Below are 24,797 nucleotides of genomic sequence, written 5' to 3' on the forward strand. Positions count from 1 at the left end.
CATCTTCCTTTCGATAAACGGCCACTAATGGCTCATCCGGCTATCTTAACACATCAGCCCGCGAGTACCTTTAACTCGGCTGCAATGCCGACAAATCAGATTTATCCGCCAGTCTTTTCAACAGCATATTTAACAACACGCCATACATCGGCAGGAAGAAAATGATGCTGATAAGCACTTTAAAGCTGTAGTCGACGAGGGCGATTTCCCCCCAGTGGGCGGCCATAAATGGGTCCGGACTGCGCCAGAAAGCGATAAAGAAGAATGCGACGGTATCGCTAATGTTGCCGAACAGCGTTGAGGCGGTGGGGGCCAGCCACCAGTGGCGGCTCTGCCGCAGGCGGTTAAAGACGTGGACGTCGAGGATCTGCCCCAGCGCATAGGCCATAAAGCTGGCGATGGCGATACGCGCGACGAAGAGATTAAAAGTGCCCAGCGCGGCAAAGCCCTGCCACTCGCCCATGTAAAACAGGGCGGAGACACCGTAGGAAATGACCAGCGCCGGGACCATCACCGCGAAAATGATGCGTCGCGCCAGCGGTGCGCCAAAAATGCGTACCGTCAGATCGGTGGCGAGGAAGATAAACGGAAAACTAAACGCGCCCCAGGTGGTATGGAAACCAAAAATGGAGATCGGCAGCTGAACCAGATAGTTGCTGGAGGTGATCACCAGCAGATGAAATAGCGAAAGCCAGACGAGCGCTTTTTTGCGCTGTACGGTAGTAAACGGATTCATATTGTGACCTTTTTATGCCCGTCATGCTTCAGGTTAAGGAGCAATCGGCAGCGGAACGTTGGGGTGAGGGAACCCAATAAAAAACGGCTGCATGATACTGCGTTACCGGCGTAATGCAATGGTTGTTTTTCGCGCAAACGTTAACCTGGCTTGCGTACTGGCGAACTGGGGGTAAACTAGGGCCGTTTTGTTGACGTGAGACTAAAATGAGCGAACTTTTCTCCACTCCTGACCACACCCTGGATGCCCTGGGGCTCCGCTGCCCAGAGCCGGTCATGATGGTGCGTAAAACCGTGCGGACGATGCCGGTCGGCGAGACGCTGCTGATTATTGCTGACGATCCGGCCACCACCCGCGATATCCCGGGATTCTGCCGCTTTATGGAGCATGAGCTGGTGGCCCAGGAAACCGAAGCCCTGCCGTACCGCTACCTGATCCGCAAAAGCCACTGAGCCTCTCCCGGATGGCGGCGCGTAGCGCCTTATCCGGGCTACCCGACGGTCTGGAACCGTAGCCCTGCTAAGCGTAGCGCGAGCAGGGAAGCCGGTATCTATGCTACAACTTCTTACGCAATAACCGCAGCGCGTTAGCCGTTACCAGCACGGTGGCGCCGGTATCCGCCAGCACCGCCAGCCACAGTCCGGTCAGGCCGAGCAGGGTGGTGACGAGGAAAATCCCCTTCAGCCCTAAGGCAATCGCGATGTTCTGGCGAATATTGGCATGGGTGGCGCGCGCCAGGGAAATCATCTGCGCCAGGCCGATCAGACGATTATGGGTCAGCGCGGCGTCGGCGGTTTCCAGTGCCACGTCGGTGCCGCTGCCCATGGCGATGCCGATGGTGGCTGCTTTCATCGCCGGAGCGTCGTTGATGCCGTCCCCGACCATCGCCAGCGGTGCGTTGGCATTCAGCGCCACCACCGCGTTGACCTTGTCTGCCGGCAGCAGACCGGCGCGGAATTCCAGCCCCAGTTCGCTGGCGATGGCCGCCGCGGCGCGCGGGTTATCTCCGGTGAGGATCACCCCCTGCACCCCCAGCTGGTGTAAGGCATCCACCGCCTGACGTGCGTCGTCGCGCAGGGTGTCGCGCAGCGCCAGAATGCCGAGCAGCGTCTCGCCGCGCATCACCAGCACTACCGTTTGCCCGGCGCTCTCCAGCTGCTGGATCTGCGCCTCATGCTCTGCCGGGGCGGCTTTGCTGGCTGCGCAGATTAAGATGCGGCTGCCGTTGACCTCAGCTTCGATACCGGAGCCGGCCAGCGCCCGCTGGCCGCTGGCAAGCGGAATACTCAGCTGACGCCGCTGTGCTTCACGGACGACGGCCTGCGCCAGCGGGTGGCTGGAGCCTTGCTCCACCGCTGCCGCCAGCGCCAGCAGGGCGTTGTCGTCAACCTCAGCCGTGGCGATCACCGAAGTCACCTGCGGCTGGCCGACGGTCAGGGTGCCGGTTTTATCGAACGCCACCTGCCGCACCTGGCCCAGCTGTTCCAGCGCTGCACCGCCTTTGATCAGCGCTCCGCGTCGGGCGGCGACCGCCAGGCCGGAGGTGATGGCCGCCGGCGTGGAGATGACCAGCGCGCACGGACAGCCGATCAGCAGCAGCGTCAGCCCTTTATAAATCCACGGCAGCCAGGCGCTGGCGAAGAACAGCGGTGGGACAATAGCGACCAGCAAGGCGACGACCATAATGGCCGGGGTGTAGATCCGGCTGAAGCGGTCGATGAAGCGCTCGATCGGCGCCCGACGCTCCTCTGCCTCTTCAATCAGCTTCAGGATGCGGTCGATGGCGCTGTCGCCCGGTTCGGATATCACGGTCAGCTGCACCAGGCGATCGACGCTGGTGGCGCCCGCCGCGACCCGTTCCCCGGCCTGACGCTCCACCGGCACCGACTCGCCGGTCAGGGCGCTTTCATCAAAGCTGGCAAACGGCGACAGCAGCTGGCCATCCGCCGGCAGACGCCCGCCAGCGGCCACTTCAATCACATCTCCGGGACGCAGGTCGCGCTGGGCGACGGTTTCCCGCACGCCGTCGCGCAGGCGAATGGCGGTGTCGGGCTTAAGCGCCATCAGCGCGCTCACCCCCTGCCGTGCGCGGCTGGCGGCCCAGCCTTCGAGACGCTCGCCAATCAGGAACAGCAGCAGCACCATCGCCGCTTCCGCGGTGGCGCCGATAAACAGCGCTCCGATGGCGGCGACGCTCATCAGCGTCTCAATAGCGAACCAGCTCCCGCTCTTTATCAGGCGCAGCGCCTGGCGGGCAACCGGCCACAGGCCGACCAGGGTGGTGACAATAAAGGCTAACTGGCCGGCGGGGTGGTTGAACTGCTCCAGCCCCCAGCTCAGGGCCATCATGATAACCAGCGTCAGCAACGACAGATTGTCGCGCAGCAGCGACCCCTGCGTTTTTTCTGGCGCGGGAGCATTGGCATCGCGCAGCGTATAGCCCGCCTGGCGTACCGCGTTCTCAACCTGAACGCGGATATCGCCTTCCGCATTAACCAGCAGTTTTTCTGTGGCGAACAGCACCTGAACCTGACTGACCCCGGGTATCTGACGAACCGCGGTTTCCACCTTGCGGGCGCAGGCGGCGCAGTCCATGCCCTCTACCTGCCAGCTGTAGCGAGCGTCGCTGAGCGTTTCGCCGGCAGGTGGCGTTTCTGTCGCGCAGGCGTGGTCTGTGCAGCAGCCCTCCGCCGGGGCGGTCGCGGGCCGCATGGTGAATGACGAGAATTGTGGGACTTTTTTATCCTGCGCGTCTGGAGTCGACATGGCACCCTCCGGGAAATGATAATTTTCTCATTAGCCGTAGGATACACTCTGGAGTCGACTCCAGAGTCAAGGACTAAATTACAGGTACAGCGCGCGCACGATCAGGAAGTGGCCGGCAAAGTAGAATGCCGCGGCGATGGCGTTATCGGCGCGGAAGCGGCGACGATAATGGCTTACCAGCCACACAGCATTGCTCAATAGCAGCAGGGCGGCGCCGGCGAAACCAGACAGCGCAGTGTTAGTGGGACGGGCAAACCACAGCTCACCGGCCAGCCAGACCATCACCAGCGTCATCCCGATAAAGGTCAGCACCGGCATTTTCATCTCTTCCAGTCGGCTCCAGATCACCGCCATCAGCAGGGCGCCGAACACCAGCAGCACCAGCGGCAGCGGCCAGAAGAAGGATAGCGTCAGCTGGCTGGCGAACCAGATGGTATACAGCAGATGCGACAGGAAGAAAGCGCCTACGGCGTACATCACCCGCTGGCGCGGCAGCAGGGTCAGGGCATCGCCGAGCAGCGAGGCGCACAGGCCGGCCAGTACCAGATAGCTGATGGCATTGAACATCGGCGCCTGCCAGGCCAGTAACAGCAACAGAATCAGGGTGACAGGTTTAAATACCCAGCGTCGCCATGCCGGCCCACGATAGGATGCATCGACATAAAGCCATGCGGAGAAACAGACAGCAATAAATGACCAAAGCATAGTAAGTCCCTGTATCTGTTATCATAAAGAAAGTTACGGATGCGAGATGCTACTACTCAGTGTAGTGGTTTGGCGTAGCAGATGACAATGTTATTCCCGACGCAGTATGCTGATTCCTGATATTTTTTATGGGTAACCTTAATGAGTAAAATGCCCCTCTTTTTTGTCCTGGTCGTCGCGGTGATTGTGGTGGCGGCTTCGTTTCGCTATGTCCAGCAGCGCCGTGAGAAACAGGCGAATGACGCCGCGCCAGTGTTGCAAAAGCGCGTTATCGTCAGCAATAAACGGGAAAAGGTGATTAACGATCGGCGCTCGCGGCAGCAGACGGTGACGCCCGCAGGCAGTGAGATGCGCTATGAGGCGAGTTTTCGCCCGGAAAACGGTGGGCTGGAAGTGGTGTTTCGCCTCGACGCGCCGCAATATCATGCGCTGAGCGTGGGCGATCGCGGGATGTTGAGTTATAAGGGCACAGCGTTCGTGGCGTTTACGCCCGATCCCTGAGCCCTTTTCAGGACTACTTTTTCAGCGTCGCCTTCAGTTTTTTCTGCCAGGCGACGAGCTCAAACACGCCGAAGATAAAAATGCGGATTTGCTCAAAGCGGCTCAGCGGCGGCGCCTCTTTCGGCTGCGTCGCCTTAAGCAGCGTCAGCTGCAGACCGTGCATCAGGATCATGAAAATCAGCGCGACGTTGACGAAGATATTCAGCGGCTTCGGGAAGGGCTGAAACAGGTTCAATAACAGAAAGGCCCAGACGCACAGCATCAGCAGGCGGCCTAAATTAATCAGCATGATTCTCTCCTTGGGCCTCACGTTGGTAAAGACGGTAGGCGACCTGTCCGGCCACTTTTTCACGATACAGCTGCCAGTTCGCCGGTACCGGCGGTAGGCCATTTTCAACTTCGCTTTCGACGTACACCAGGGCCTCATCGGCCAGCCAGCCCTGCGTTTCCAGCAGACGTAGCGTCTCCTCCAGCAGCCCCTGACGGAACGGCGGGTCGACGAACACGATCTGATGCGGTGTGCCCGGCTGGCTCAGAAAGCTGAGGGTGTTAGTCGTGATCACCTTGCCGCGATCCGCTTTCAGGGTAGCGAGGTTTTTTTGCAACTGCTGGGCTACGCCGCGCTCCATCTCCAGCAGCGTGGTGCTGGCCGCATAGCGGGACAGTGCCTCAAGCCCCAGCGCGCCGCTGCCGGCAAAGCAGTCGAGGCAGTGCGCGTCAACGATGGACGGCGCCAGCCAGTTAAAAAGGGTTTCGCGAACCCGGTCGGTGGTCGGCCGCAGGCCCGGGCTCTCCGGCACCGGTAATTTACGGCCGCGCCATTGCCCGCCGATGATGCGGATCTGGCCGCTGCCCGCGTGGTTTGGTTTTTTCATCTCTCTGCTCAAGTCTCTACTTCCGGCCTGCTATTCTAGCGATGGACGGCGGTTGACGAAACCTTAATCCGGGGGCGGTGCTGCGAGTTAAGTTAAGTGATAGACTATCCGACTAATTTCATCATTTTTTCAGCTTCTGATGAAGCTGCGCCATGAATAAACAGCGAGGAGTGTGGTCGCAAATGGCAAAAGAGAAAAAACGTGGCTTCTTTTCCTGGCTGGGCTTTGGACAGAAAGAACAGGCACAGGAAACCGAGACTGAACAAAAAGTAGAAGAACAACAAGCGGTTGTCGAAGAGACACCGGCGGTTGAAACCCCTGCTGAGCCGAGCGCGCCGAAAGCAGATCCGGAAGCGTTTGCCGAAGACGTCGTCGACGTGACCGAGACGGTGGTCGAAAGCGAAAAAGCGCACCTCGCGGAGCCTGCCAGCGTGCAGGAAAAAGAGTGGGTGGAAACGCCTGCTCTGGTCGAAGACGCGCCTGTTGTTGAACCGGCGCCCGCGGTCAGCGAACCGCCTGAACAGCCTGCGGTGGTTGAGCCGCTGGCGGAAGAGGTGATCGCCGAACCGGTGGTGGCGGAAGCCGTAGCAGAGCAGCCTGTGGCAGACGTTATCGCCGAGCCGCAGGAGACGGAGGTCCCTGAAGAGGACGCCCCGTTAAGCGATGAAGAGCTGGAAGCACTGGCGCTGGCGGCCGAAGCGGCAGAAGAGGCGGCGGTCGTGGTGCCGGCGCCCGAGGACGAGGCGCCGGTTGAAGAGCTGGCTCAGGAGCAGGAAAAACCAACGAAAGAAGGCTTTTTCGCCCGTCTCAAGCGTAGCCTGCTGAAAACCAAACAAAATCTCGGTTCCGGATTTATCAGCCTGTTCCGCGGCAAGAAGATCGACGATGATCTGTTTGAAGAGCTGGAAGAGCAGCTGCTGATCGCCGACGTCGGGGTGGAGACCACCCGCAAGATCATTACCAACCTGACGGAAGGCGCCAGCCGCAAGCAACTGCGCGATGCGGAAGCGCTGTACGGCCTGCTGAAAGAAGAGATGGGCGGTATTCTCGCCAAAGTGGACGAGCCGCTGAACGTTGAAGGCAAAACGCCCTTTGTTATCCTGATGGTTGGCGTGAATGGGGTGGGGAAAACTACCACCATCGGCAAGCTGGCGCGTCAGTTTGAGCAACAGGGTAAATCGGTGATGCTGGCGGCGGGGGATACCTTCCGCGCGGCGGCGGTGGAACAGCTGCAGGTGTGGGGTCAGCGTAACAATATCCCGGTGATCGCCCAGCACACCGGCGCCGACTCCGCCTCGGTGATTTTCGACGCCATTCAGGCGGCGAAGGCGCGCCATGTTGATGTGCTGATTGCCGACACCGCCGGGCGTCTGCAGAATAAATCGCATCTGATGGAAGAACTGAAGAAGATTGTCCGGGTGATGAAAAAACTGGACGTTGATGCGCCGCATGAGGTGATGTTAACCATCGACGCCAGCACCGGGCAGAATGCCATTAGCCAGGCCAAACTGTTCCATGAAGCGGTCGGTTTGACCGGGATCACCCTGACCAAGCTGGACGGCACCGCCAAAGGCGGCGTGATCTTCTCGGTGGCCGATCAGTTCGGCATTCCGATTCGCTATATTGGCGTCGGCGAGCGTATTGAGGATCTGCGTCCGTTTAATGCGGGCGACTTTATTGAGGCACTTTTTGCCCGAGAGGATTAAGAATGATTCGCTTTGAACAAGTCAGCAAAGCCTATCTCGGTGGGAGACAAGCGCTGCAGGGGGTGACTTTCCACCTGCAGCCGGGCGAGATGGCGTTTCTGACCGGCCATTCCGGCGCAGGGAAAAGTACCCTGCTGAAGCTTATCTGTGGTATCGAACGGCCCAGCGCCGGGAAAATCTTCTTCAGCGGTCATGAAATCAGCCGCCTGAAGAGCCGTGAGGTGCCGTTTCTGCGCCGCCAGATCGGCATGATTTTCCAGGACCACCATTTGCTGATGGATCGTACCGTGTATGACAACGTGGCGATCCCGCTGATTATCGCCGGCGCCAGCGGCGATGACATTCGTCGTCGCGTCTCGGCGGCGCTGGACAAGGTCGGCCTGCTGGACAAAGCGAAGAACTTTCCGATTCAGCTCTCCGGCGGTGAGCAGCAGCGTGTAGGGATTGCCCGCGCGGTAGTCAACAAGCCGGCGGTGCTGCTGGCGGATGAACCGACCGGTAACCTCGACGAGGCGCTCTCGGAGGGGATTTTACGTCTGTTTGAAGAGTTTAACCGCGTTGGGGTGACGGTACTGATGGCCACGCACGATCTGGGGCTAATTTCCAGTCGTCCGTACCGCGTGCTGACGCTCAGCGACGGCCATCTGCATGGAGGCATTCGGGGTGAATAAGCGCGACGCAATGAACCAGATCCGCCAGTTCGGCAGCAAGTTCGATCGCCTGCGCAACGCGGCGGGCGGCAGCGGTGGCGGCGGGCGCAATGCGCCAAAACGGCCGAAAGCGGCGCCTAACCCGGCCTCGCGTAAGAGCAACGTATTCAACGAGCAGGTGCGCTACGCCTGGCACGGCGCGCTGCAGGATCTAAAAAGCACGCCGCTGGCGACCTTCCTGACGGTAATGGTCATCGCTATTTCGTTAACCCTGCCAAGCGTCTGCTACATGGTCTACAAAAACGTCAGCAGCGCGGCGTCCCAGTATTATCCCTCGCCGCAGATCACCGTTTATCTGGAAAAAACGCTGGATGACGATGCCGCGGCGCGGGTGGTGGGCCAGCTGCAGGCGGAGCAGGGCGTCGACAAGGTGAACTATTTGTCCCGTGACGAGGCGCTGGGGGAATTCCGTAACTGGTCTGGCTTTGGCGGCGCGCTGGATATGCTGGAGGAGAACCCGCTGCCGGCGGTCGCCATCGTGGTGCCGAAGCTGGATTTCCAGAGCACCGAGGCGCTGAACACCCTGCGCGATCGGGTAACGCGGATCCAGGGCGTCGATGAAGTGCGAATGGACGACAGCTGGTTTGCTCGTCTCTCCTCGCTCACCGGGCTGGTAGGACGCGTGTCGGCGATGATCGGCGTGCTGATGGTGGCGGCGGTATTCCTGGTGATCGGCAACAGCGTGCGTCTGAGCATCTTCGCCCGCCGCGATACCATTAACGTGCAGAAGCTGATCGGCGCCACCGACGGCTTTATCCTGCGTCCGTTCCTCTATGGTGGGGCGATGCTGGGCTTCTCCGGCGCGTTTTTATCGCTGATCCTGTCGGAGATTCTGGTGATGCGCCTCTCGTCGGCGGTGACCGAAGTGGCGAAAGTGTTCGGCACCCAGTTTGAGCTGAGCGGCCTGGGCTTCGACGAGTGCCTGTTGATGCTGATTGTCTGCTCGATGATCGGTTGGGTCGCCGCCTGGCTGGCGACAGTGCAACATTTACGTCACTTTACTCCCGATTAAAAAAAGCGTGATATAATCTTTCCCTGCTGCAATGAGTTCCTGTTCGCAGGGAAAGATACCGCAAGCTTGTTCTCCTTTTCCTGCCCTCACTTGTTCATCGTGGTGTCACATTTTGTGCGTAATTTATTCACACGGTTGCATGGAACTTGTGGATAAAATCACTGTCTGATACTAATGTGAGTGATATTCTCGTTGCTCATGAATGCTGGCATGCTTGTTGCCTGATGGGGACAAGACCGCGTCAGAAGATATCAATTGAGAGGATTTGAATGACCAAAGAAATGCAAACTTTAGCTTTAGCCCCCGTTGGTAACCTGGAATCGTATATCCGGGCCGCTAACACTTGGCCGATGCTGTCGGCTGATGAAGAGCGGGAGCTTGCTGAAAAGCTGCATTACCAGGGCGATCTGGAAGCAGCGAAAAAGCTGATTCTGTCTCACCTGCGCTTTGTTGTTCACATTGCTCGTAACTACTCGGGCTATGGCCTGCCGCAGGCGGATCTGATCCAGGAAGGCAATATCGGCCTGATGAAAGCCGTGCGTCGCTTCAACCCGGAAGTGGGTGTGCGCCTGGTCTCCTTCGCCGTGCACTGGATTAAAGCCGAAATTCACGAATACGTGCTGCGCAACTGGCGTATCGTGAAGGTCGCTACCACCAAAGCACAGCGTAAGCTGTTCTTTAACCTGCGTAAAACCAAACAGCGTCTGGGTTGGTTCAACCAGGATGAAGTGGAAATGGTGGCCCGTGAGCTGGGCGTGTCGAGCAAAGACGTCCGCGAGATGGAATCCCGTATGGCGGCGCAGGACATGACGTTTGACATGTCTTCCGACGACGAATCCGACAGCCAGCCGATGGCGCCGGTACTTTATCTGCAGGATAAAACGTCTAACTTTGCCGACGGCATCGAAGACGACAACTGGGAAGAGCAGGCGGCGAATAAGCTGACCGACGCGATGCAGGGCCTGGACGAGCGTAGCCAGGACATCATCCGCGCCCGCTGGCTGGACGAAGATAACAAGTCCACGCTGCAGGAACTGGCCGACCGCTACGGCGTCTCCGCGGAGCGCGTGCGTCAGCTGGAAAAGAACGCCATGAAAAAACTGCGTGCCGCTATCGAAGCCTGATACGCCCACGCCTGCCTGATAATCAGGCACCCCGATAACGCCCCGCCTCAGGTTGGGGCGTTTTGTTTTTCTGCGTCCCCCCGGGGCAGGAGCAACTGCGGGCAGTGCGTCTGCAGGCAGCCGAGTAAGACGCTAAACGCCGGCGCCATCTGCTCTTCGGGCTGGCTGGCGAATCCCATCAGTAATCCTTTCTTGCGCGCCGCCGTCAGGTAGTAGCGCGACAGCGGCCGCACCAGAATATTGCGCGCATTGGCCTCTCTGGCAATAGCCACATCATCAGCCTCTTCGGGCAAATTGAGGATCAAATGCAGCCCGGCATTATCGCTGAAGTCAGACAGGGCGTACGGCATACAGTGCTGCCGGATAAGCTCGGTTAAAAAGGCACGGCGACGGCTGTAAAGCAGCCGCATGCGGCGGATATGGGCCGAATAGTGGCCGGCGGTAATAAACTCCGCCAGCGCCATCTGGATCAGCGAATGGCCGCCGCGGTAAAGTCCGGCATGGGCGTGCTTCAGATCGCTGACCAGCGGGCGCGGGATCACCACATAACCCAGGCGCAGGCCGGGGTAGAGCGTCTTGCTGAAGGTGCCGATATAGACCACCGGGGCGTCGGCGACCAGACCCTGCAGGGCCGGGATCGGCTGGCCGGAAAAGCGAAATTCGCTGTCATAATCATCTTCGACGATCCAGCTGCCCTGCTGGCGGGCGAGCGCCAGCAGCCGCTGGCGGCGCTCAAGGCTCATCACCGCGCCCAGCGGATACTGGTGGGAAGGCGTAACGAAGATGAGCCGCGGCGCGTCGTCAACCGTTTCCGGCGGACACAGGCCGTTGGCATCGACGGTCAGAGGCTCTGCCCGAACGTCGTTCATCGCCAGCACGTGGCGGATCCCCCAATAGGAAGGCTCCTCCACCCACGCCAGATCGCCGTTGTCGCACAGCATGCGGGTGACCAGATCGATAGCCTGATGGATCCCCTCGGTGATAAGAATTTGATCTGCATGACAGTGGACGCCGCGCGACACGCGCAGATAATCCACCAGCGCCTGCTGCAGCTCCGGTGTGCCGCCGTTGCAGCTGTAGCTGAGCCGCTCCGGCTTAGGCCGACGGCTGATACGGGCCTGGATCTTACTGAACAGCGGGTGGGGAAAGGCATTAACGTCCGGCACGCCGGGAATAAACGCTCCCCACTGGCGCGGGCTGGCGCTGACCTGACCGAGCAGGTGCTGACCGCGGCGCGAAATATACGCTGTTGACGCCGCGAGGTTGCTGTTTTCCTGCTGGCCTTTAGTCGTTAATGAACTCTCCGGGGCGGTTTGGGCAACGAATGTTCCACTTCCCCGACGGGAAACCACATATCCTTCCGCCAGCAATTGTTCATAAGTTGTTAATATGGTGTTTCTTGATACGCCGAGCTCGCCCGCCAGATCGCGCGATGGCGGCAGGCGGCTTTGCGGCGCCAGCGAGCCGTCGAGGATTGCGCGGCGCAGCGCGTTGTATAAGCGTTTGTGCAGAAGAGGGTCGCGCTCTTCCTGCAGACGGACCAGCACCAGGTCACCCACCAGCGAACGCAATTGGATCCCTCAGATATTCAAAATTGGTACTCGATTATAGGGCCAACTCCTGTGTAAATAAACGACATCGTTTCTAATTTGTTGCGATAACGTGACATACACGACAGGAGATTCGCAGGTGAAAAGCTCAGAACTGAATCAACGTCGCCAGCAGGCGACGCCGCGCGGCGTAGGCGTAATGTGTAACTACTTTGTCGAGAAGGCGGAAAACGCCACGCTGTGGGATATCGAAGGCAACGAGGTGATCGATTTCGCCGCCGGGATCGCCGTGTTAAATACCGGTCACCGTCATCCGAAAGTGGTCGCCGCGGTCGCCGACCAGCTGCAGGCGTTCACCCACACTGCCTATCAGATTGTGCCGTACGAAAGCTATGTTTCGCTGGCGGAGCGTATCAACGATCTGGCGCCAATTGACGGGCCGGCAAAAACAGCTTTCTTCACCACCGGCGCGGAAGCGGTCGAGAACGCGGTGAAAATCGCCCGCGCTTACACCGGTCGTCCGGGCCTGATTACTTTTGGCGGCGGCTTCCACGGCCGTACCTTTATGACCATGGCCCTCACCGGTAAGGTCGCGCCTTACAAAATCGGCTTCGGGCCGTTCCCGGGCTCGGTGTATCACGGCGTTTACCCCAATGCGGCGCACGGCGTGACCACCGCGGATGCGCTGAAAAGCCTGGAACGTATTTTCAAGGCAGATATCGCGCCGGATCAGGTAGCGGCCATCATCCTCGAGCCGATCCAGGGGGAAGGCGGTTTTAACGTTGCACCGGCCGATTTTATGCAGGCGCTGCGCGACCTGTGTGATACCCACGGCATTCTGCTGATCGCCGATGAAGTGCAGACCGGTTTTGCCCGCACCGGCAAGCTGTTCGCCATGCAGCACTATGAGGTGAAACCGGATCTGATGACGATGGCGAAAAGCCTCGCCGGCGGTTTCCCGCTGTCGGGCGTTGTCGGTCGCGCCGAGGTGATGGATGCGCCAGCGCCAGGCGGACTGGGCGGGACCTATGCCGGTAACCCGCTGGCGGTGGCCGCGGCGCACGCGGTGCTGGATGTGATTGCCGAAGAGCAATTGTGCCAGCGTGCCGAACAGCTGGGTAGCCATCTGCGGGAAGTGCTCAACCAGGCGCGTACCACTTGCCCGGCGATTGTTGATGTCCGCGGTCGAGGGTCGATGGTGGCGGTGGAGTTTAACGATCCGCAAACTGGCGAGCCGTCGCCGGAGTTCACCCGTCTTGTGCAACAGAAAGCGCAGGAAAACGGCCTGCTGCTGCTGAGCTGCGGCGTCTACGGCAACGTGATCCGCTTCCTGTATCCGTTGACTATCCCGGATGCCCAGTTCTCGAAAGCGCTGGATATTCTGGCGCGCGTACTGAAGAGCTAACGTCTCCCCGGCGGGCTGCGGCGGCAGGGAAGCCGAACAGAAACAGGAAGCCGCAGCCGGCTGTTTATGCTCAGCGTGAGTGGTTTATCACCCTGATATCACCTTTTTTCCGGCGCTAAAAACCGCCGGAGTAAAACGGAAAGTATTATGTCTGAAAACTCCACCTTTTCTCCCGTCCTCACCGGCCGGGAACGTACGGCTGTCCCTGCAAAATCTCTGAGCTTCGTCGAAGGGGTATCGATGATTGTCGGTACCAATATTGGCGCGGGCGTCCTCTCTATCGCCTATGCGTCGAGCAAAGCGGGCTTCTTACCGCTGCTGTTCTGGCTGGTGCTGGTGGGCAGCCTGACGACGGTGACTATGCTCTATGTCGCGGAATCCACGCTCCGCACCCGTAAACATCTGCAGCTCAGCGGTTTATCGAAGCGCTACGTCGGCGGCTTTGGCGCGCTGATGATGTTCCTCTCCGTTTGCGTCAACAGCGTCGGCGCATTGACGGCTTATATGACCGGCAGCGGCAAGCTGCTGCACTCGTTGTTTGGCATCTCGCCGGCGCTGGGCAGCGTGCTGTTTTTCGTCCCGGCGGCAGGGGTGCTCTACCTGGGCCTGAAGGCGATTGGCCGCGGCGAGAAATTTATCAGCATCGGTATGGTGGTGATGATCTCGGTGCTGGTGATTGCCACGCTGTTGAAAGAGACCACCCGCGTGGGCTATCTGCTCGACGGCAACTGGCTGTATATGGTTCCGGTCTTCAATGTCGTGGCATTCTGCTTCTCGGCACAGTATATCGTGCCGGAGATGGCGCGGGGCTTCGCCGACAAACCGGAAAAATTGCCCAGGGCCATTATGGTCGGTATGGCTTTGACCTTTGCCCTGCTGGCGCTGGTGCCGCTATCGGTTATCTCGCTTAATGGCCTGGACAATATCTCGGATGTGGCCACCATCTCCTGGGGCCGGGCGCTTGGCGAATGGGCGTTCTTCTCGGCCAACCTGTTTGCGCTGTGCGCCATGCTGACCTCTTACTGGGGGCTGGGCGGCAGCTTTCTGACCAATATCTTCGATCAGTTCCGCCTGGGGAATGACGAACAGCCCGCCCGTCGCCTGATGGTGCTGCTGGTGGTGGCGATCCCGCCGTTCGTGCTGGCCTATAGCGGCATGGTTTCTTTCGTCAACGCGCTCTATTTTGCCGGAGTGTTCAGCGGCGTCATTTTATCAATTATGCCGATCCTGATGCTGAAGGGCGCCCGCCAGCGTGGCGACCTGACCCCAGGCTGGACCTGTCCGGCCTGGATGACCCATCCGCTTATCCAATGCTTCATTGTGTTGTTGTATCTTTGCAGCGCCGCCTACGCGATAGCGTCCGCGGTAGGCTACCTGCCCGCTGGCTGGTAATCAGGGCCTGTTTTGCACCGCGTCCGGTTCATGCTGGCGCGGTTTTTTTATTTGTCACTTATCTGTTACATAGCCCGCAATTTAGTCATTTCAAATTCCTCAGAATGACGGTATGTTTAGCATAGTGTGCTGCAAAAGCGCGAGCAGCCCCCGGTGGATTAGCTATCATATGCTTTTCCTATCGATATAAACAAAATAATGCGCTAACAAACAACATCACAACAAATGCAAAAACCATAATAATGGGGGGCCTCAGGATGAATATGAAGGGTAAAGCGTTACTGGCAGGATGTATTGCCTTAGTTATGAGCAGCGCGGCGCTGGCGGAAGACATCAAAATCGCGGTCGTCGGGGCGATGTCCGGCCCGGTGGCTCAGTACGGCGACCAGGAGTTTACCGGTGCCGAGCAGGCGGTAGCGGATATCAACGCTAAGGGCGGCATCAAGGGCAATAAGCTGCAGATCGTCAAATATGATGACGCTTGCGACCCGAAACAGGCGGTAGCGGTCGCCAACAAAGTGGTCAACGACGGCATCAAGTACGTTATTGGCCATCTGTGCTCCTCTTCCACTCAGCCGGCGTCTGACATCTATGAAGACGAAGGCATTCTGATGATCACGCCGGCAGCGACTGCCCCGGAGCTGACCGCGCGCGGCTATAAGCTGATCCTGCGCACCACCGGCCTGGACTCCGATCAGGGACCCACCGCAGCGAAATACATTCTCGACAAAGTGAAGCCGCAGCGTATCGCTGTGGTACATGATAAACAGCAGTACGGTGAAGGTTTGGCCCGTGCGGTGCAGGATGGCCTGAAAAAAGGCGGGGCGAACGTGGTCTTCTTCGACGGCATCACCGCCGGTGAGAAAGATTTCTCCACCCTGGTGGCGCGCCTGAAGAAAGAGAATATCGATTTCGTTTACTACGGTGGCTACCACCCGGAAATGGGCCAGATCCTGCGTCAGGCCCGTGCTGCCGGTCTGAAAACCCAGTTTATGGGCCCGGAAGGCGTAGCGAACGTCTCCCTGTCTAACATCGCCGGCGAGTCGGCGGAAGGCCTGCTGGTGACCAAGCCGAAGAACTACGACCAGGTGCCGGCGAACAAACCGATCGTGGATGCGATCAAGGCGAAGAAACAGGATCCGAGCGGCGCCTTCGTGTGGACCACCTACGCGGCGCTGCAGTCGCTGCAGGCGGGCCTGAATCAGTCTGACGATCCGGCGGAAATCGCTAAATACCTGAAAGGCGCGACGGTAGACACCGTGATGGGCCCGCTGTCGTGGGATCAGAAAGGCGACCTGAAAGGCTTCGAGTTCGGTGTCTTTACCTGGCATGCTAATGGTACGGCGACCGACGCCAAATAATTTAACCGGCGCCTTTCACGCTGCAAATGCGTTGTCTGCGGCCCTCAACCCCGGTCACTTACTGATGTAAGCTCCCGGGGATTTCGGGTCTTGACGCCTTTTTGCAACGCGAAATGCTGGGTTAAATGGGTGGGGGCCTTTCACGCTGCAAATGCGTTGTCTGCGTCCCTCAACCCCGGTCACCTACTGATGTAAGCTCCCGGGGATTTCGGGTCTTGACGCCTTTTTGCCACGCGAAATGCTGGGTTAAATGGGTGGGGGCCTTTCACGCCGCAGCTTTGTTGGCCGGATAAATGCTATCCGGCCTTCTCTTACCAGCCGCCACCGCCGCCGCCGCCGGAACCGCCTCCTGACGATCCGCCGCCGGAAGAGCCGGAACCGCTATAGCCCGACCCTGAAGAGCCACCTTCTGAACGCCGCACCGGTTTCTCACTGGCTGCGGAATGACAGCTCTGGTAGAAATGATGCATGTCCCGCCAGTCCGTCTGCTGTAACACTTCCGACATCGCGCCGGTGCTGCTTAAGTATCGGGCAAAGGTATTTGCCCAGGTTTTTCCTACGCCGAGCGCCAGGGCGACCGGCAGCAGACTTTCAAAGTGCGCAATCCTCTCGTCGGGCGGATACAGTGTCTGATACCGCTTCTCTTCGGCCGTTTTAATATACCGTTTCAGCCCTTTGGCGACGGCCAGATCGTTTAACCCCTTCTGCGTATAGCGAGGTGTTTTCCAGGCGACGAACGCGCACAGTGCGATGGCGGTTAACAAGGCGCCAGGATAGCCGGCAGGAAGTTGGGTGAGGGGTAGCATGCCAAGCAGGAAAACACCGCCCGCCACGGTGGCGAAAGGGCTAAATACCAGCGCCATCAGGATCATAACTGGTCCCAAACTACGCAGGGTTTTCATCGGGTTGCGTAAAAACCTCAGGCACAAATACGTCATCACCCCGCCGACCGATACAAACAGCAGACTGGGAACGGTGAGCGCCGCCGCCGCCGGGCTAAATCCGATGCCGCAAACGATCGGGATCAGCAGAGCAATATAGATACAATGACGCAGTGGTTTACCCCATGTCCGGCACAGCTGCGGTTTCTGCTCTTCACAACATTTTTCCAGCCATCTGCGCGCGTTTTGCATCAACGTTTGATGCGGCGTACTGAGATTGATGTTCTTACGTTTAGCGCTGAAAAGCAGGCTCATCAACTGCTTTTCATTGGGGTTCAGCGGCTTATGTTTTTCGTCTGGCTGGCGGGAAAGCCACTGCTCATCAACAGAGGATGAAGACCACGCGCCTTTGGTTTGGCTTTTTTTACTCGTCAATCTGATTGCTCGTTTGGCAACCAGCCCCAGCAAATCGCTACTGAATGCCACATCGTCATACTTACGTTGCGTAATAAAGCGCAGATAGCCTGGCGACATCGCGGCGGGCAGCGAAAATAGTGGCGTCACCGGCGGCATTTTTAACCCCGCCGCCGTGACGTTTTTGCGCCACCACAGCCCGTAGTAGCCAACGAGCAGTAGCAGGGGAAGCCAGATAAGGCTGGTGGCCAGCGTCGGCACCAGTAAATGGACCAACGGCCAGACCGCTTCGGGCGCGGCGGCGCCTGCCAGAATATCTCGAGGCCAGGTATAGACCACGGTTAGCCCTTCGCCGGTGGCAAGGGGGCGGGAAGTTTGTATGCTGCCATCAGGCAGGATGATCGCATGGTGGTCTTTCGCCCCCTGACGACCAGTGTAAACATCAATGGTGCGCAACCTTGCATCTCTGCCATCCGCATTCAGCTGCCCGGCGGCGTCAGGCAGTACAAGCTGGAAACGGGCTTTCCCGATTGGCCAGCTCCAGTCGTTGCCCGTCACGTTCCAGTACAGCTCATCCCAGTCGGGGAAGCGGCTGAAATGGTTGCTAACCTGATAGCGAATTTCATAGTTATAGATACCTGGCTTCAGGGTGCGATCGGCGCTGCCAATGCGCACGGTCAGCGCTTTTGTCGTGCGATCGAGGCTGTAGGGTTCAGGGAGTCCATTGCGTGAGACCGATTTGATGACGTAATCAACGCTAAAAATTTTGCCGTCCTGCCGGTGCCAGGAGAGAGGTAGCGTGCGGAAAATGCCTCGACGAATCTCCTTTCCGAGGGACAGCACGGTGATATTTTCCCGCATCTCCATGCTGCCGTTTGGCTGAAAACGCGCCAGGGAATCGAAAAAGAGAATATGTTCATACGCGGGAACCCGGCGGGCATTGGCCGGGAGTGGCGACGCCTCGGTGATAGCTTTATCGTCGCTGACGGCTAAGCCAGAGATGCTCAACAGCAGCAGCAACAGGCCAACACCGCGCAGTATCCGGGTGGACAACGTTGGCATGAGGTCACTCCATCCGGGGCAATTTGGCTTCTTCAGGGGACTCCAGTTCAAAGAAAAGTTCCGCCCTGAAGCTAAACAGGCGGGCCAGCAGCAGGCTGGGGAAAGACTCCACCAGAATATTAAACTCGCGGACCGTGGCGTTGAAGTAACGGCGGGCCATTTGCAGTTGTTCTTCTATTTCGCCAAGGGATTGCTGCAGCGAGAGGAAGTTTTCGCTGGCTTTGAGTTCCGGATAGGCTTCCGCCAGGGCGAATACACGGCTCAACGTTCCGGCATAGTGCTGCTCGCTGTCGGCCACCTGTTGGGGATTACCAATCAGAACGCTGCGCTGGCGGCCGATCTCTTCCAGCAGCTCCTTTTCGTGCTGCGCATAGCGCTTGACCAGGCTGAACAGATTGGGCGCCAGATCGTGACGGCGCTTGAGCTGGACGGCAATACCGCTCCAGGCTTCATCTTTGAAACGGCGTAGAGAGATAAAACGATTATAGGTGAAGATCGCCCAGATAAGGATTACGGCGACAATAGCCAGCCCGATATACATTTCCATATGTTTATTCCATGTTGACTGCTGATGATCGCGCTGCGCTGAATACTTTCTGCGCAATTTTACGCGTCAGCGAATCTTACCTCACGTGAGGCGCAGGGGAAACGTGCACTCGCGCGTTAAATTCTGAAATATCATGTGGGCCTTTACCCTGGCGAATATCTGACAGGACAATCCGCAGCTTCACGTTCGGGGAATCATGGCATTATCGTCGCAGCTTGAAATAAACAAGCCCAGCCGTTTACCCGCGGCTGGGCTTTATTCGCTTACCGGCAGACAGCCAATAAGCGCAATTTTACCCGGCGAACGATTTTCTTAATGTTTTTCCCAACCGGTCTGCTGGGCGCTAAAGCCGAGCGCCTGCATAAACGCTGCCATCACCCCGCGGTCTTCCACTCCGCTATCGGCAACGCGCCAGCTATTGATATTGGGGTTATCCCGCAACGTCTCTTCCACTAAGTATTGCCCGACGCCGCGGCGGCGGGTCACTTCGCGCACGCACAGATCGCTGAGCTCGGCTTCGACGCCGCGCAGGGTGACGCGCACGGCGCCCAGCAGGCGCTCGTTAAAGCGAGCGGCGTAAAGGCGATGATTCTCATCCAGGGTTAGGGTCGACAGATCCTGCGACGGCCAGATTTTCCCCAGATCGATGCGATCCTGATCGCTGAAGTGCTGTAAACGGATAATAGTCAGTTTCATGGGCGGCAAATCCAGTGCAAAACAGAGGCGCCAGTGTACCCAAAATTGCTGTCTGGCGGAGCGCTGTTTTTTGCGCATACATCAGGGGATTCGTTTTCCTGATGTTGTCAGGGTAGCGCAATCCGTCATGGATCGAAAAATAAGCAGGATTTTAACCTAATGTGCAGCGTTTTATTCCGCCTTATGTATCGTTATTTTATGCTGCAGGATGGACTTTTTTTTGTTTATCTTCACCAAAATACAGAATATTATCTTTGCTTAATCGACTGAAAAATAGAGATTTTACTCTGTTTTTTAGTGAAAAGCTGCGCTAAACCATTAAACTCAATGGCAAAAATGGCGTTGTTTAATAAAAGCACAGAATGCTTTTTAACCACCAAAATACAAAACATTTACACCACATCACGAACGGGGTTCTACAGCATGAAAAGGAACGCGAAAACCATCGTCGCGGGCATTGTCGCATTAGCGATGTCGCACGCGGCGATGGCCAAGGATATTAAGGTCGCCGTGGTCGGCGCGATGTCGGGTCCGGTGGCCCAGTGGGGCGACATGGAGTTCAATGGCGCGCGTCAGGCGATTAAAGATATTAACGCCAGCGGCGGCATTAAGGGTGACAAGCTGGTGGCCGTCGAATATGACGACGCCTGCGATCCGAAGCAAGCGGTCGCGGTGGCCAACAAAATCGTCAACGACGGCATTCAGTACGTTATCGGCCACCTGTGCTCCTCTTCCACCCAGCCGGCTTCCGACATCTATGAGGATGAAGGCATTCTGATGATCTCCCCGGGAGCAACCAACCCGGAGCTAACCCAGCGCGGCTATCAGTACATCATGCGTACCGCCGGCCTTGACTCCTCGCAGGGGCCGACCGCGGCGAAATATATCGTCGAGACGGTGAAACCGCAGCGTATTGCCATCATTCATGACAAGCAGCAGTACGGCGAAGGGCTGGCGCGCTCGGTGCAGGAGAACCTGAAAAAAGCCGGGGCTAATATCGTCTTCTTTGACGGCATCACCGCGGGAGAGAAAGATTTCTCTGCTCTGCTGGCGCGTCTGAAGAAAGAGAATATCGACTTCGTCTACTACGGCGGCTACTACCCGGAAATGGGCCAGATGCTGCGCCAGGCGCGCTCCGTCGGGCTGAAAACCGTATTTATGGGGCCGGAAGGGGTCGGTAACGCCTCGCTGTCCAATATTGCGGGCGCCGCGGCGGAAGGCATGCTGGTGACGATGCCAAAACGCTACGATCAGGACCCTGCCAACAGCGCTATCGTCAACGCGCTGAAAGCGGAGAAGAAAGATCCGAGCGGGCCGTACGTCTGGATCACCTATGCCGCCGTTCAGTCGCTGGCGCAGGCGATGGACAGAACCGGCAGCCAGCAGCCGCTGGATTTAATCAAAGATTTGAAAGCGCACGGGGCGAAAACCGTGATTGGGCCGCTGACCTGGGATGAAAAAGGCGATCTGAAGGGATTTGAGTTTGGTGTCTTCCAGTGGCACGCCGACGGCTCTTCGAGCGCGGCGAAATAAGCGCTGAAGACGAGTTATCCCTCCGCCCGCGATCCGCGGGCGGTTTGAAAAAGGTTACCTTATGTCCGAGCAGTTTCTCTATTTTCTGCAGCAGATGTTTAACGGCGTCACGCTGGGCAGTACCTATGCGCTGATCGCCATCGGCTATACCATGGTGTACGGCATTATCGGCATGATCAACTTCGCCCACGGCGAGGTCTATATGATTGGCAGCTATGTCTCCTTCATGATCATCGCCGCGCTGATGATGATGGGCATCGACACCAGCTGGCTGCTGGTCGCCGCCGGCTTCGTGGGCGCCATTGTGATTGCCAGCGCCTACGGCTGGAGTATCGAGCGCGTGGCCTATCGGCCGGTGCGTAATTCCAAGCGTCTGATTGCGCTGATCTCCGCTATCGGGATGTCTATCTTCCTGCAGAACTACGTCAGCCTGACCCAGGGCTCCCGCGACGTGGCGCTGCCAAGCCTGTTTAACGGCCAGTGGGTCGTCGGCCACAGCGACAGCTTCTCCGCGACGATCACCACCATGCAGTTAGTGATTTGGGTGGTGACCTTTATCGCCATGCTGGCCCTGACGCTGTTCATTCGCTACTCGCGGATGGGACGCGCCTGCCGCGCCTGCGCGGAAGACCTGAAAATGGCCAGCCTGCTCGGCATTAACACCGACCGCGTCATTGCCCTGACCTTTGTCATCGGCGCCGCGATGGCGGCGGTGGCGGGCGTGCTGCTCGGCCAGTTCTACGGCGTGATTAACCCCTACATCGGTTTTATGGCCGGGATGAAGGCCTTCACCGCGGCTGTGCTCGGCGGTATCGGCAGTATCCCTGGCGCGATGATCGGCGGCCTGATTCTGGGTATCGCCGAGGCGCTCTCTTCTGCCTATCTCAGCACCGAATATAAGGACGTCGTCTCCTTCGCGCTGCTGATTCTGGTGCTGTTAGTGATGCCGACCGGCATTCTGGGCCGCCCGGAGGTGGAAAAAGTATGAAACCGATGCAAATTGCAATGGCGCTGCTGTCTGCCGTGATGTTCTTCATTCTGGCGGGCGTCTTTATGGGCGTGCAGCTGGAGCTGGACGGCACCAAACTGGTGGTCGATACCGCCGCCGATATTCGCTGGCAGTGGATCTTAATCGGCACCGCGGTGGTCTTTTTCTTCCAGCTGCTGCGGCCGCTGTTTCAGAAAGCGGTCAAGAATGTCTCCGGGCCGAAGTTTATTATGCCGGCGATTGACGGATCGACGGTCAAGCAGAAGCTGTTCCTGATAGCCCTGCTGGTGATTGCCGTAGCCTGGCCGTTTATGGTGTCGCGCGGCACGGTGGATATCGCCACCCTGACGATGATCTATATCATCCTTGGCCTCGGGCTGAACGTGGTGGTCGGCCTTTCCGGCCTGCTGGTGCTGGGCTACGGCGGGTTCTACGCCATCGGCGCCTATACCTTCGCGCTGCTGAACCACTATTACGGTCTCGGCTTCTGGACCTGTCTGCCGCTGGCCGGCCTGGTCTCCGCGGCGGCTGGCTTCCTGCTGGGCTTCCCGGTGCTGCGTCTGCGCGGCGACTACCTGGCGATTGTGACCTTAGGCTTCGGCGAGATCGTGCGCATTCTGCTGCTCAACAATACCGAGATCACCGGCGGGCCGAACGGCATCAGCCAGATCCCGAAACCGACCTTCTTTGGCCTTGAATTTAGCCGTACCGCCCGCGAAGGCGGCTGGGATACCTTCAGCAATTTCTTCGGCGTCAAATACGATCCCTCCGACCGGGTGATTTTCCTCTACCTGGTGGCGCTGCTGCTGGTGGTGCTCAGCCTGTTTGTCATCAACCGCCTGCTGCGAATGCCGCTCGGGCGGGCATGGGAAGCGCTGCGTGAAGATGAGATCGCCTGTCGTTCGCTGGGCCTGAGCCCGACGCGCATCAAGCTGACCGCCTTTACCATCAGCGCCGCGTTTGCTGGCTTCGCCGGCACGCTGTTCGCCGCGCGCCAGGGCTTCGTCAGCCCGGAATCCTTTACCTTCGCCGAGTCGGCCTTCGTGCTGGCGATCGTTGTGCTGGGCGGGATGGGCTCGCAGTTCGCGGTGATCCTCGCGGCTATTCTGCTGGTAGTCTCGCGCGAGCTGATGCGTGACTTCAACGAATACAGCATGTTAATGCTCGGTGGCCTGATGGTGCTGATGATGATCTGGCGTCCGCAGGGGCTTCTGCCAATGACGCGTGTGCAGTTGAAGCTGAAAAACGGTCAGGCGAAAGGAGAGCAGGCATGAGTCAGCCATTATTATCCGTCAGCGGCCTGATGATGCGTTTCGGCGGCCTGCTGGCCGTCAACAATGTTTCGCTGGAGCTCAGAGAGCGCGAGATTGTCTCGCTGATCGGCCCCAACGGCGCCGGGAAGACCACCGTCTTTAACTGCCTGACCGGTTTCTACAAGCCCACTGGCGGCACCATTATGCTGCGCGACCAGCACCTGGAAGGGCTGCCGGGCCAGCAGATTGCGCGGATGGGGGTGGTGCGAACCTTCCAGCACGTGCGTCTGTTCCGCGAAATGACGGTGATTGAAAACCTGCTGGTGGCGCAACATCAGCAGCTGAAAACCGGGCTCTTCTCCGGCCTGCTGAAAACGCCGGCCTTCCGTCGGGCGCAGAGCGAAGCGCTGGACCGGGCCGCCACCTGGCTGGAGCGTATCGGCCTGCTGGAGCACGCCAACCGTCAGGCCAGCAACCTGGCCTACGGCGACCAGCGCCGGCTGGAGATTGCCCGCTGCATGGTGACCCAGCCGGAAATTCTTATGCTTGATGAACCGGCGGCGGGGCTGAACCCGAAAGAGACCAAAGAGCTGGACGAGCTTATCGCCGAGCTGCGTAACCATCACAACACCACCATTCTGCTTATCGAACACGATATGAAGCTGGTGATGGGCATTTCCGATCGCATCTACGTCGTGAACCAGGGGACGCCGCTGGCCAACGGGACGCCGGAAGAGATTCGTAATAACCCGGACGTGATCCGCGCATACCTTGGTGAGGCATAAGATGGAAAACGCGATGTTAACTTTTGACAATGTCAGCGCCCACTACGGCAAGATTCAGGCGCTGCACAACGTCAGCCTGCATATCAAACAGGGTGAAATCGTCACGCTGATCGGCGCCAACGGCGCGGGGAAAACCACCCTGCTCGGCACGCTGTGCGGCGATCCGCGCGCCTCCAGCGGGCGCATTGTCTTTGACGGTAAGGATATTACCGACTGGCAGACGGCGAAGATCATGCGTGAAGCGGTGGCGATCGTCCCGGAAGGGCGGCGCGTCTTTTCGCGTATGACGGTGGAAGAGAACCTGGCGATGGGCGGTTTCTTTGCCGACCGCGATCAGTTCCAGACCCGCATCAAATGGGTGTATGAGCTGTTCCCGCGTCTGCATGAACGCCGTATTCAGCGCGCCGGCACCATGTCCGGCGGCGAGCAGCAGATGCTGGCGATCGGTCGTGCTCTGATGAGCCAGCCGCGCCTGCTGCTGCTGGATGAGCCCTCATTAGGGCTGGCGCCGATTATCATTCAGCAGATTTTCGACACCATCGAGCAGCTGCGCGAGCAGGGGATGACGATCTTCCTGGTTGAGCAGAACGCCAACCAGGCGCTGAAGCTGGCCGATCGCGGCTACGTACTGGAAAACGGTCACGTGGTGCTGGAGGATACCGGCGACGCGCTGCTGGCCAACGAGGCGGTGCGCAGCGCCTATCTCGGCGGTTAATTCATCGCAACCCGGCGTCGTTCACTTCGCCGGGTTGTAGGTTTGTAGCCCGGGCGAGGCGCTTGCGCCGACCCCGGGAG

At 58.6% G+C, this 24,797-nt stretch carries 23 protein-coding genes; 14 read left to right on the plus strand and 9 right to left on the minus strand.

Annotated features, from left to right (window positions below; all coding sequences use genetic code 11):
• Positions 1-70 precede the first annotated feature (70 nt).
• Positions 71-736 carry a 7-cyano-7-deazaguanine/7-aminomethyl-7-deazaguanine transporter gene (locus tag B8P98_RS01440; protein ID WP_025710747.1) on the minus strand — a complete coding sequence of 222 codons (666 nt, stop codon included), beginning with the start codon at positions 734-736 and terminating at the stop codon, positions 71-73.
• A gap of 206 nt (positions 737-942) precedes the next feature.
• On the opposite strand from B8P98_RS01440, the gene tusA reads away from it, so the two are divergent.
• Positions 943-1,188, plus strand: coding sequence for a sulfurtransferase TusA (gene tusA / locus B8P98_RS01445; protein WP_002920858.1), 246 nt, complete (start codon positions 943-945; stop codon positions 1,186-1,188).
• Positions 1,189-1,291: 103 nt separating this feature from the next.
• Here the strand turns inward: tusA and zntA are convergent, their stop codons facing one another.
• Positions 1,292-3,502 carry a Zn(II)/Cd(II)/Pb(II) translocating P-type ATPase ZntA gene (zntA, locus tag B8P98_RS01450; protein ID WP_025710748.1) on the minus strand — a complete coding sequence of 737 codons (2,211 nt, stop codon included), beginning with the start codon at positions 3,500-3,502 and terminating at the stop codon, positions 1,292-1,294.
• A 78-nt stretch (positions 3,503-3,580) separates the two neighbouring features.
• A complete protein-coding gene (locus B8P98_RS01455; protein WP_004173987.1) occupies positions 3,581-4,207 on the minus strand; it encodes a lysoplasmalogenase in 627 nt (208 codons plus the stop codon).
• A gap of 150 nt (positions 4,208-4,357) precedes the next feature.
• Between B8P98_RS01455 and B8P98_RS01460 the strand changes: the two genes are divergently transcribed.
• Entirely contained in the window at positions 4,358-4,708 is a 351-nt protein-coding gene (locus tag B8P98_RS01460) for a DUF2500 domain-containing protein (protein WP_025710749.1), read from the plus strand.
• Between the two features lie 13 nt (positions 4,709-4,721).
• On the opposite strand, the gene B8P98_RS01465 is transcribed toward B8P98_RS01460, so the two are convergent.
• On the minus strand, positions 4,722-4,997 hold the full coding sequence (locus B8P98_RS01465; RefSeq protein ID WP_002920822.1) for a DUF1145 family protein: 276 nt from the start codon (positions 4,995-4,997) through the stop codon (positions 4,722-4,724).
• The gene (gene rsmD, locus B8P98_RS01470; RefSeq protein WP_025710750.1) at positions 4,987-5,583 is read right to left on the minus strand and encodes a 16S rRNA (guanine(966)-N(2))-methyltransferase; all 597 of its coding nucleotides are present in this window, start codon (positions 5,581-5,583) and stop codon (positions 4,987-4,989) included. Before rsmD ends, B8P98_RS01465 begins: the two co-directional genes overlap by 11 nt.
• A 182-nt stretch (positions 5,584-5,765) precedes the next feature.
• Between rsmD and ftsY the strand changes: the two genes are divergently transcribed.
• From ftsY to rpoH, 4 genes are all read left to right on the plus strand, one after another.
• Positions 5,766-7,289 (plus strand): signal recognition particle-docking protein FtsY, encoded by a 1,524-nt coding sequence (ftsY, locus tag B8P98_RS01475; RefSeq protein WP_095032676.1) that lies wholly within the window; start codon positions 5,766-5,768, stop codon positions 7,287-7,289.
• Positions 7,290-7,291: 2 nt separating this feature from the next.
• Complete coding sequence (ftsE, locus tag B8P98_RS01480) at positions 7,292-7,960, plus strand: cell division ATP-binding protein FtsE (protein WP_002920817.1); 669 nt, start codon at positions 7,292-7,294, stop codon at positions 7,958-7,960.
• Positions 7,953-9,011: a permease-like cell division protein FtsX gene (ftsX, locus tag B8P98_RS01485; protein ID WP_080897535.1), complete on the plus strand. Its 1,059-nt coding sequence runs from the start codon at positions 7,953-7,955 to the stop codon at positions 9,009-9,011. Before ftsE ends, ftsX begins: the two co-directional genes overlap by 8 nt.
• Before the next feature lie 269 nt (positions 9,012-9,280).
• The gene (gene rpoH, locus B8P98_RS01490; protein WP_002920815.1) at positions 9,281-10,135 is read left to right on the plus strand and encodes an RNA polymerase sigma factor RpoH; all 855 of its coding nucleotides are present in this window, start codon (positions 9,281-9,283) and stop codon (positions 10,133-10,135) included.
• 47 nt (positions 10,136-10,182) lie between these two features.
• On the opposite strand, the gene pdxR is transcribed toward rpoH, so the two are convergent.
• Complete coding sequence (gene pdxR / locus B8P98_RS01495; RefSeq protein WP_025710753.1) at positions 10,183-11,706, minus strand: MocR-like pyridoxine biosynthesis transcription factor PdxR; 1,524 nt, start codon at positions 11,704-11,706, stop codon at positions 10,183-10,185.
• Positions 11,707-11,824: 118 nt separating this feature from the next.
• Here pdxR and B8P98_RS01500 point away from each other — a divergent pair, with 118 nt between their 5' ends.
• The 3 genes from B8P98_RS01500 to livJ all read left to right on the plus strand — a co-directional run bounded on the left by B8P98_RS01500 (position 11,825) and on the right by livJ (position 15,843).
• Positions 11,825-13,090 (plus strand): 4-aminobutyrate--2-oxoglutarate transaminase, encoded by a 1,266-nt coding sequence (locus tag B8P98_RS01500; RefSeq protein ID WP_025710754.1) that lies wholly within the window; start codon positions 11,825-11,827, stop codon positions 13,088-13,090.
• Between the two features lie 147 nt (positions 13,091-13,237).
• Entirely contained in the window at positions 13,238-14,482 is a 1,245-nt protein-coding gene (locus tag B8P98_RS01505) for an aromatic amino acid transport family protein (RefSeq protein WP_025710755.1), read from the plus strand.
• A 257-nt stretch (positions 14,483-14,739) separates the two neighbouring features.
• Positions 14,740-15,843, plus strand: a complete 1,104-nt coding sequence (livJ, locus tag B8P98_RS01510) for a branched chain amino acid ABC transporter substrate-binding protein LivJ (protein WP_002920812.1) — start codon at positions 14,740-14,742, stop codon at positions 15,841-15,843.
• A gap of 311 nt (positions 15,844-16,154) precedes the next feature.
• Here livJ and B8P98_RS01515 read toward each other — a convergent pair whose 3' ends face one another.
• The 3 genes from B8P98_RS01515 to panM all read right to left on the minus strand — a co-directional run bounded on the left by B8P98_RS01515 (position 16,155) and on the right by panM (position 19,443).
• Entirely contained in the window at positions 16,155-18,200 is a 2,046-nt protein-coding gene (locus tag B8P98_RS01515) for a DUF2207 domain-containing protein (protein WP_025710756.1), read from the minus strand.
• A gap of 4 nt (positions 18,201-18,204) precedes the next feature.
• Positions 18,205-18,747 carry a LemA family protein gene (locus B8P98_RS01520; RefSeq protein WP_019704666.1) on the minus strand — a complete coding sequence of 181 codons (543 nt, stop codon included), beginning with the start codon at positions 18,745-18,747 and terminating at the stop codon, positions 18,205-18,207.
• 312 nt (positions 18,748-19,059) lie between these two features.
• Positions 19,060-19,443 carry an aspartate 1-decarboxylase autocleavage activator PanM gene (gene panM / locus B8P98_RS01525; protein WP_025710757.1) on the minus strand — a complete coding sequence of 128 codons (384 nt, stop codon included), beginning with the start codon at positions 19,441-19,443 and terminating at the stop codon, positions 19,060-19,062.
• A 423-nt stretch (positions 19,444-19,866) separates the two neighbouring features.
• Here panM and livK point away from each other — a divergent pair, with 423 nt between their 5' ends.
• From livK to livF, 5 genes are all read left to right on the plus strand, one after another.
• The gene (livK, locus tag B8P98_RS01535; protein WP_025710759.1) at positions 19,867-20,976 is read left to right on the plus strand and encodes a high-affinity branched-chain amino acid ABC transporter substrate-binding protein LivK; all 1,110 of its coding nucleotides are present in this window, start codon (positions 19,867-19,869) and stop codon (positions 20,974-20,976) included.
• Between the two features lie 61 nt (positions 20,977-21,037).
• Positions 21,038-21,964 (plus strand): high-affinity branched-chain amino acid ABC transporter permease LivH, encoded by a 927-nt coding sequence (gene livH, locus B8P98_RS01540; RefSeq protein WP_002920807.1) that lies wholly within the window; start codon positions 21,038-21,040, stop codon positions 21,962-21,964.
• Positions 21,961-23,238 (plus strand): branched chain amino acid ABC transporter permease LivM, encoded by a 1,278-nt coding sequence (livM, locus tag B8P98_RS01545; RefSeq protein ID WP_025710760.1) that lies wholly within the window; start codon positions 21,961-21,963, stop codon positions 23,236-23,238. Before livH ends, livM begins: the two co-directional genes overlap by 4 nt.
• Positions 23,235-24,002 (plus strand): high-affinity branched-chain amino acid ABC transporter ATP-binding protein LivG, encoded by a 768-nt coding sequence (gene livG, locus B8P98_RS01550; protein ID WP_008806972.1) that lies wholly within the window; start codon positions 23,235-23,237, stop codon positions 24,000-24,002. Before livM ends, livG begins: the two co-directional genes overlap by 4 nt.
• Before the next feature lies 1 nt (position 24,003).
• Entirely contained in the window at positions 24,004-24,717 is a 714-nt protein-coding gene (gene livF, locus B8P98_RS01555) for a high-affinity branched-chain amino acid ABC transporter ATP-binding protein LivF (RefSeq protein ID WP_004145133.1), read from the plus strand.
• The last annotated feature ends 80 nt before the right edge of the window (positions 24,718-24,797 follow it).

Source organism: Klebsiella quasivariicola, from assembly GCF_002269255.1.
Lineage (GTDB): Bacteria > Pseudomonadota > Gammaproteobacteria > Enterobacterales > Enterobacteriaceae > Klebsiella > Klebsiella quasivariicola.

Excerpts from the sequence above, each read along its gene's own strand:
- B8P98_RS01440 (WP_025710747.1), bottom strand. The coding sequence starts at position 736 with ATGAATCCGTTTACTACCGTACAGCGCAAAAAAGCGCTCGTCTGGCTT.
- tusA (WP_002920858.1), top strand. The coding sequence starts at position 943 with ATGAGCGAACTTTTCTCCACTCCTGACCACACCCTGGATGCCCTGGGG.
- zntA (WP_025710748.1), bottom strand. The coding sequence starts at position 3,502 with ATGTCGACTCCAGACGCGCAGGATAAAAAAGTCCCACAATTCTCGTCA.
- B8P98_RS01455 (WP_004173987.1), bottom strand. The coding sequence starts at position 4,207 with ATGCTTTGGTCATTTATTGCTGTCTGTTTCTCCGCATGGCTTTATGTC.
- B8P98_RS01460 (WP_025710749.1), top strand. The coding sequence starts at position 4,358 with ATGCCCCTCTTTTTTGTCCTGGTCGTCGCGGTGATTGTGGTGGCGGCT.
- B8P98_RS01465 (WP_002920822.1), bottom strand. The coding sequence starts at position 4,997 with ATGCTGATTAATTTAGGCCGCCTGCTGATGCTGTGCGTCTGGGCCTTT.
- rsmD (WP_025710750.1), bottom strand. The coding sequence starts at position 5,583 with ATGAAAAAACCAAACCACGCGGGCAGCGGCCAGATCCGCATCATCGGC.
- ftsY (WP_095032676.1), top strand. The coding sequence starts at position 5,766 with ATGGCAAAAGAGAAAAAACGTGGCTTCTTTTCCTGGCTGGGCTTTGGA.
- ftsE (WP_002920817.1), top strand. The coding sequence starts at position 7,292 with ATGATTCGCTTTGAACAAGTCAGCAAAGCCTATCTCGGTGGGAGACAA.
- rpoH (WP_002920815.1), top strand. The coding sequence starts at position 9,281 with ATGACCAAAGAAATGCAAACTTTAGCTTTAGCCCCCGTTGGTAACCTG.
- B8P98_RS01505 (WP_025710755.1), top strand. The coding sequence starts at position 13,238 with ATGTCTGAAAACTCCACCTTTTCTCCCGTCCTCACCGGCCGGGAACGT.
- livJ (WP_002920812.1), top strand. The coding sequence starts at position 14,740 with ATGAATATGAAGGGTAAAGCGTTACTGGCAGGATGTATTGCCTTAGTT.
- B8P98_RS01515 (WP_025710756.1), bottom strand. The coding sequence starts at position 18,200 with ATGCCAACGTTGTCCACCCGGATACTGCGCGGTGTTGGCCTGTTGCTG.
- B8P98_RS01520 (WP_019704666.1), bottom strand. The coding sequence starts at position 18,747 with ATGGAAATGTATATCGGGCTGGCTATTGTCGCCGTAATCCTTATCTGG.
- panM (WP_025710757.1), bottom strand. The coding sequence starts at position 19,443 with ATGAAACTGACTATTATCCGTTTACAGCACTTCAGCGATCAGGATCGC.
- livK (WP_025710759.1), top strand. The coding sequence starts at position 19,867 with ATGAAAAGGAACGCGAAAACCATCGTCGCGGGCATTGTCGCATTAGCG.
- livH (WP_002920807.1), top strand. The coding sequence starts at position 21,038 with ATGTCCGAGCAGTTTCTCTATTTTCTGCAGCAGATGTTTAACGGCGTC.
- livM (WP_025710760.1), top strand. The coding sequence starts at position 21,961 with ATGAAACCGATGCAAATTGCAATGGCGCTGCTGTCTGCCGTGATGTTC.
- livG (WP_008806972.1), top strand. The coding sequence starts at position 23,235 with ATGAGTCAGCCATTATTATCCGTCAGCGGCCTGATGATGCGTTTCGGC.
- livF (WP_004145133.1), top strand. The coding sequence starts at position 24,004 with ATGGAAAACGCGATGTTAACTTTTGACAATGTCAGCGCCCACTACGGC.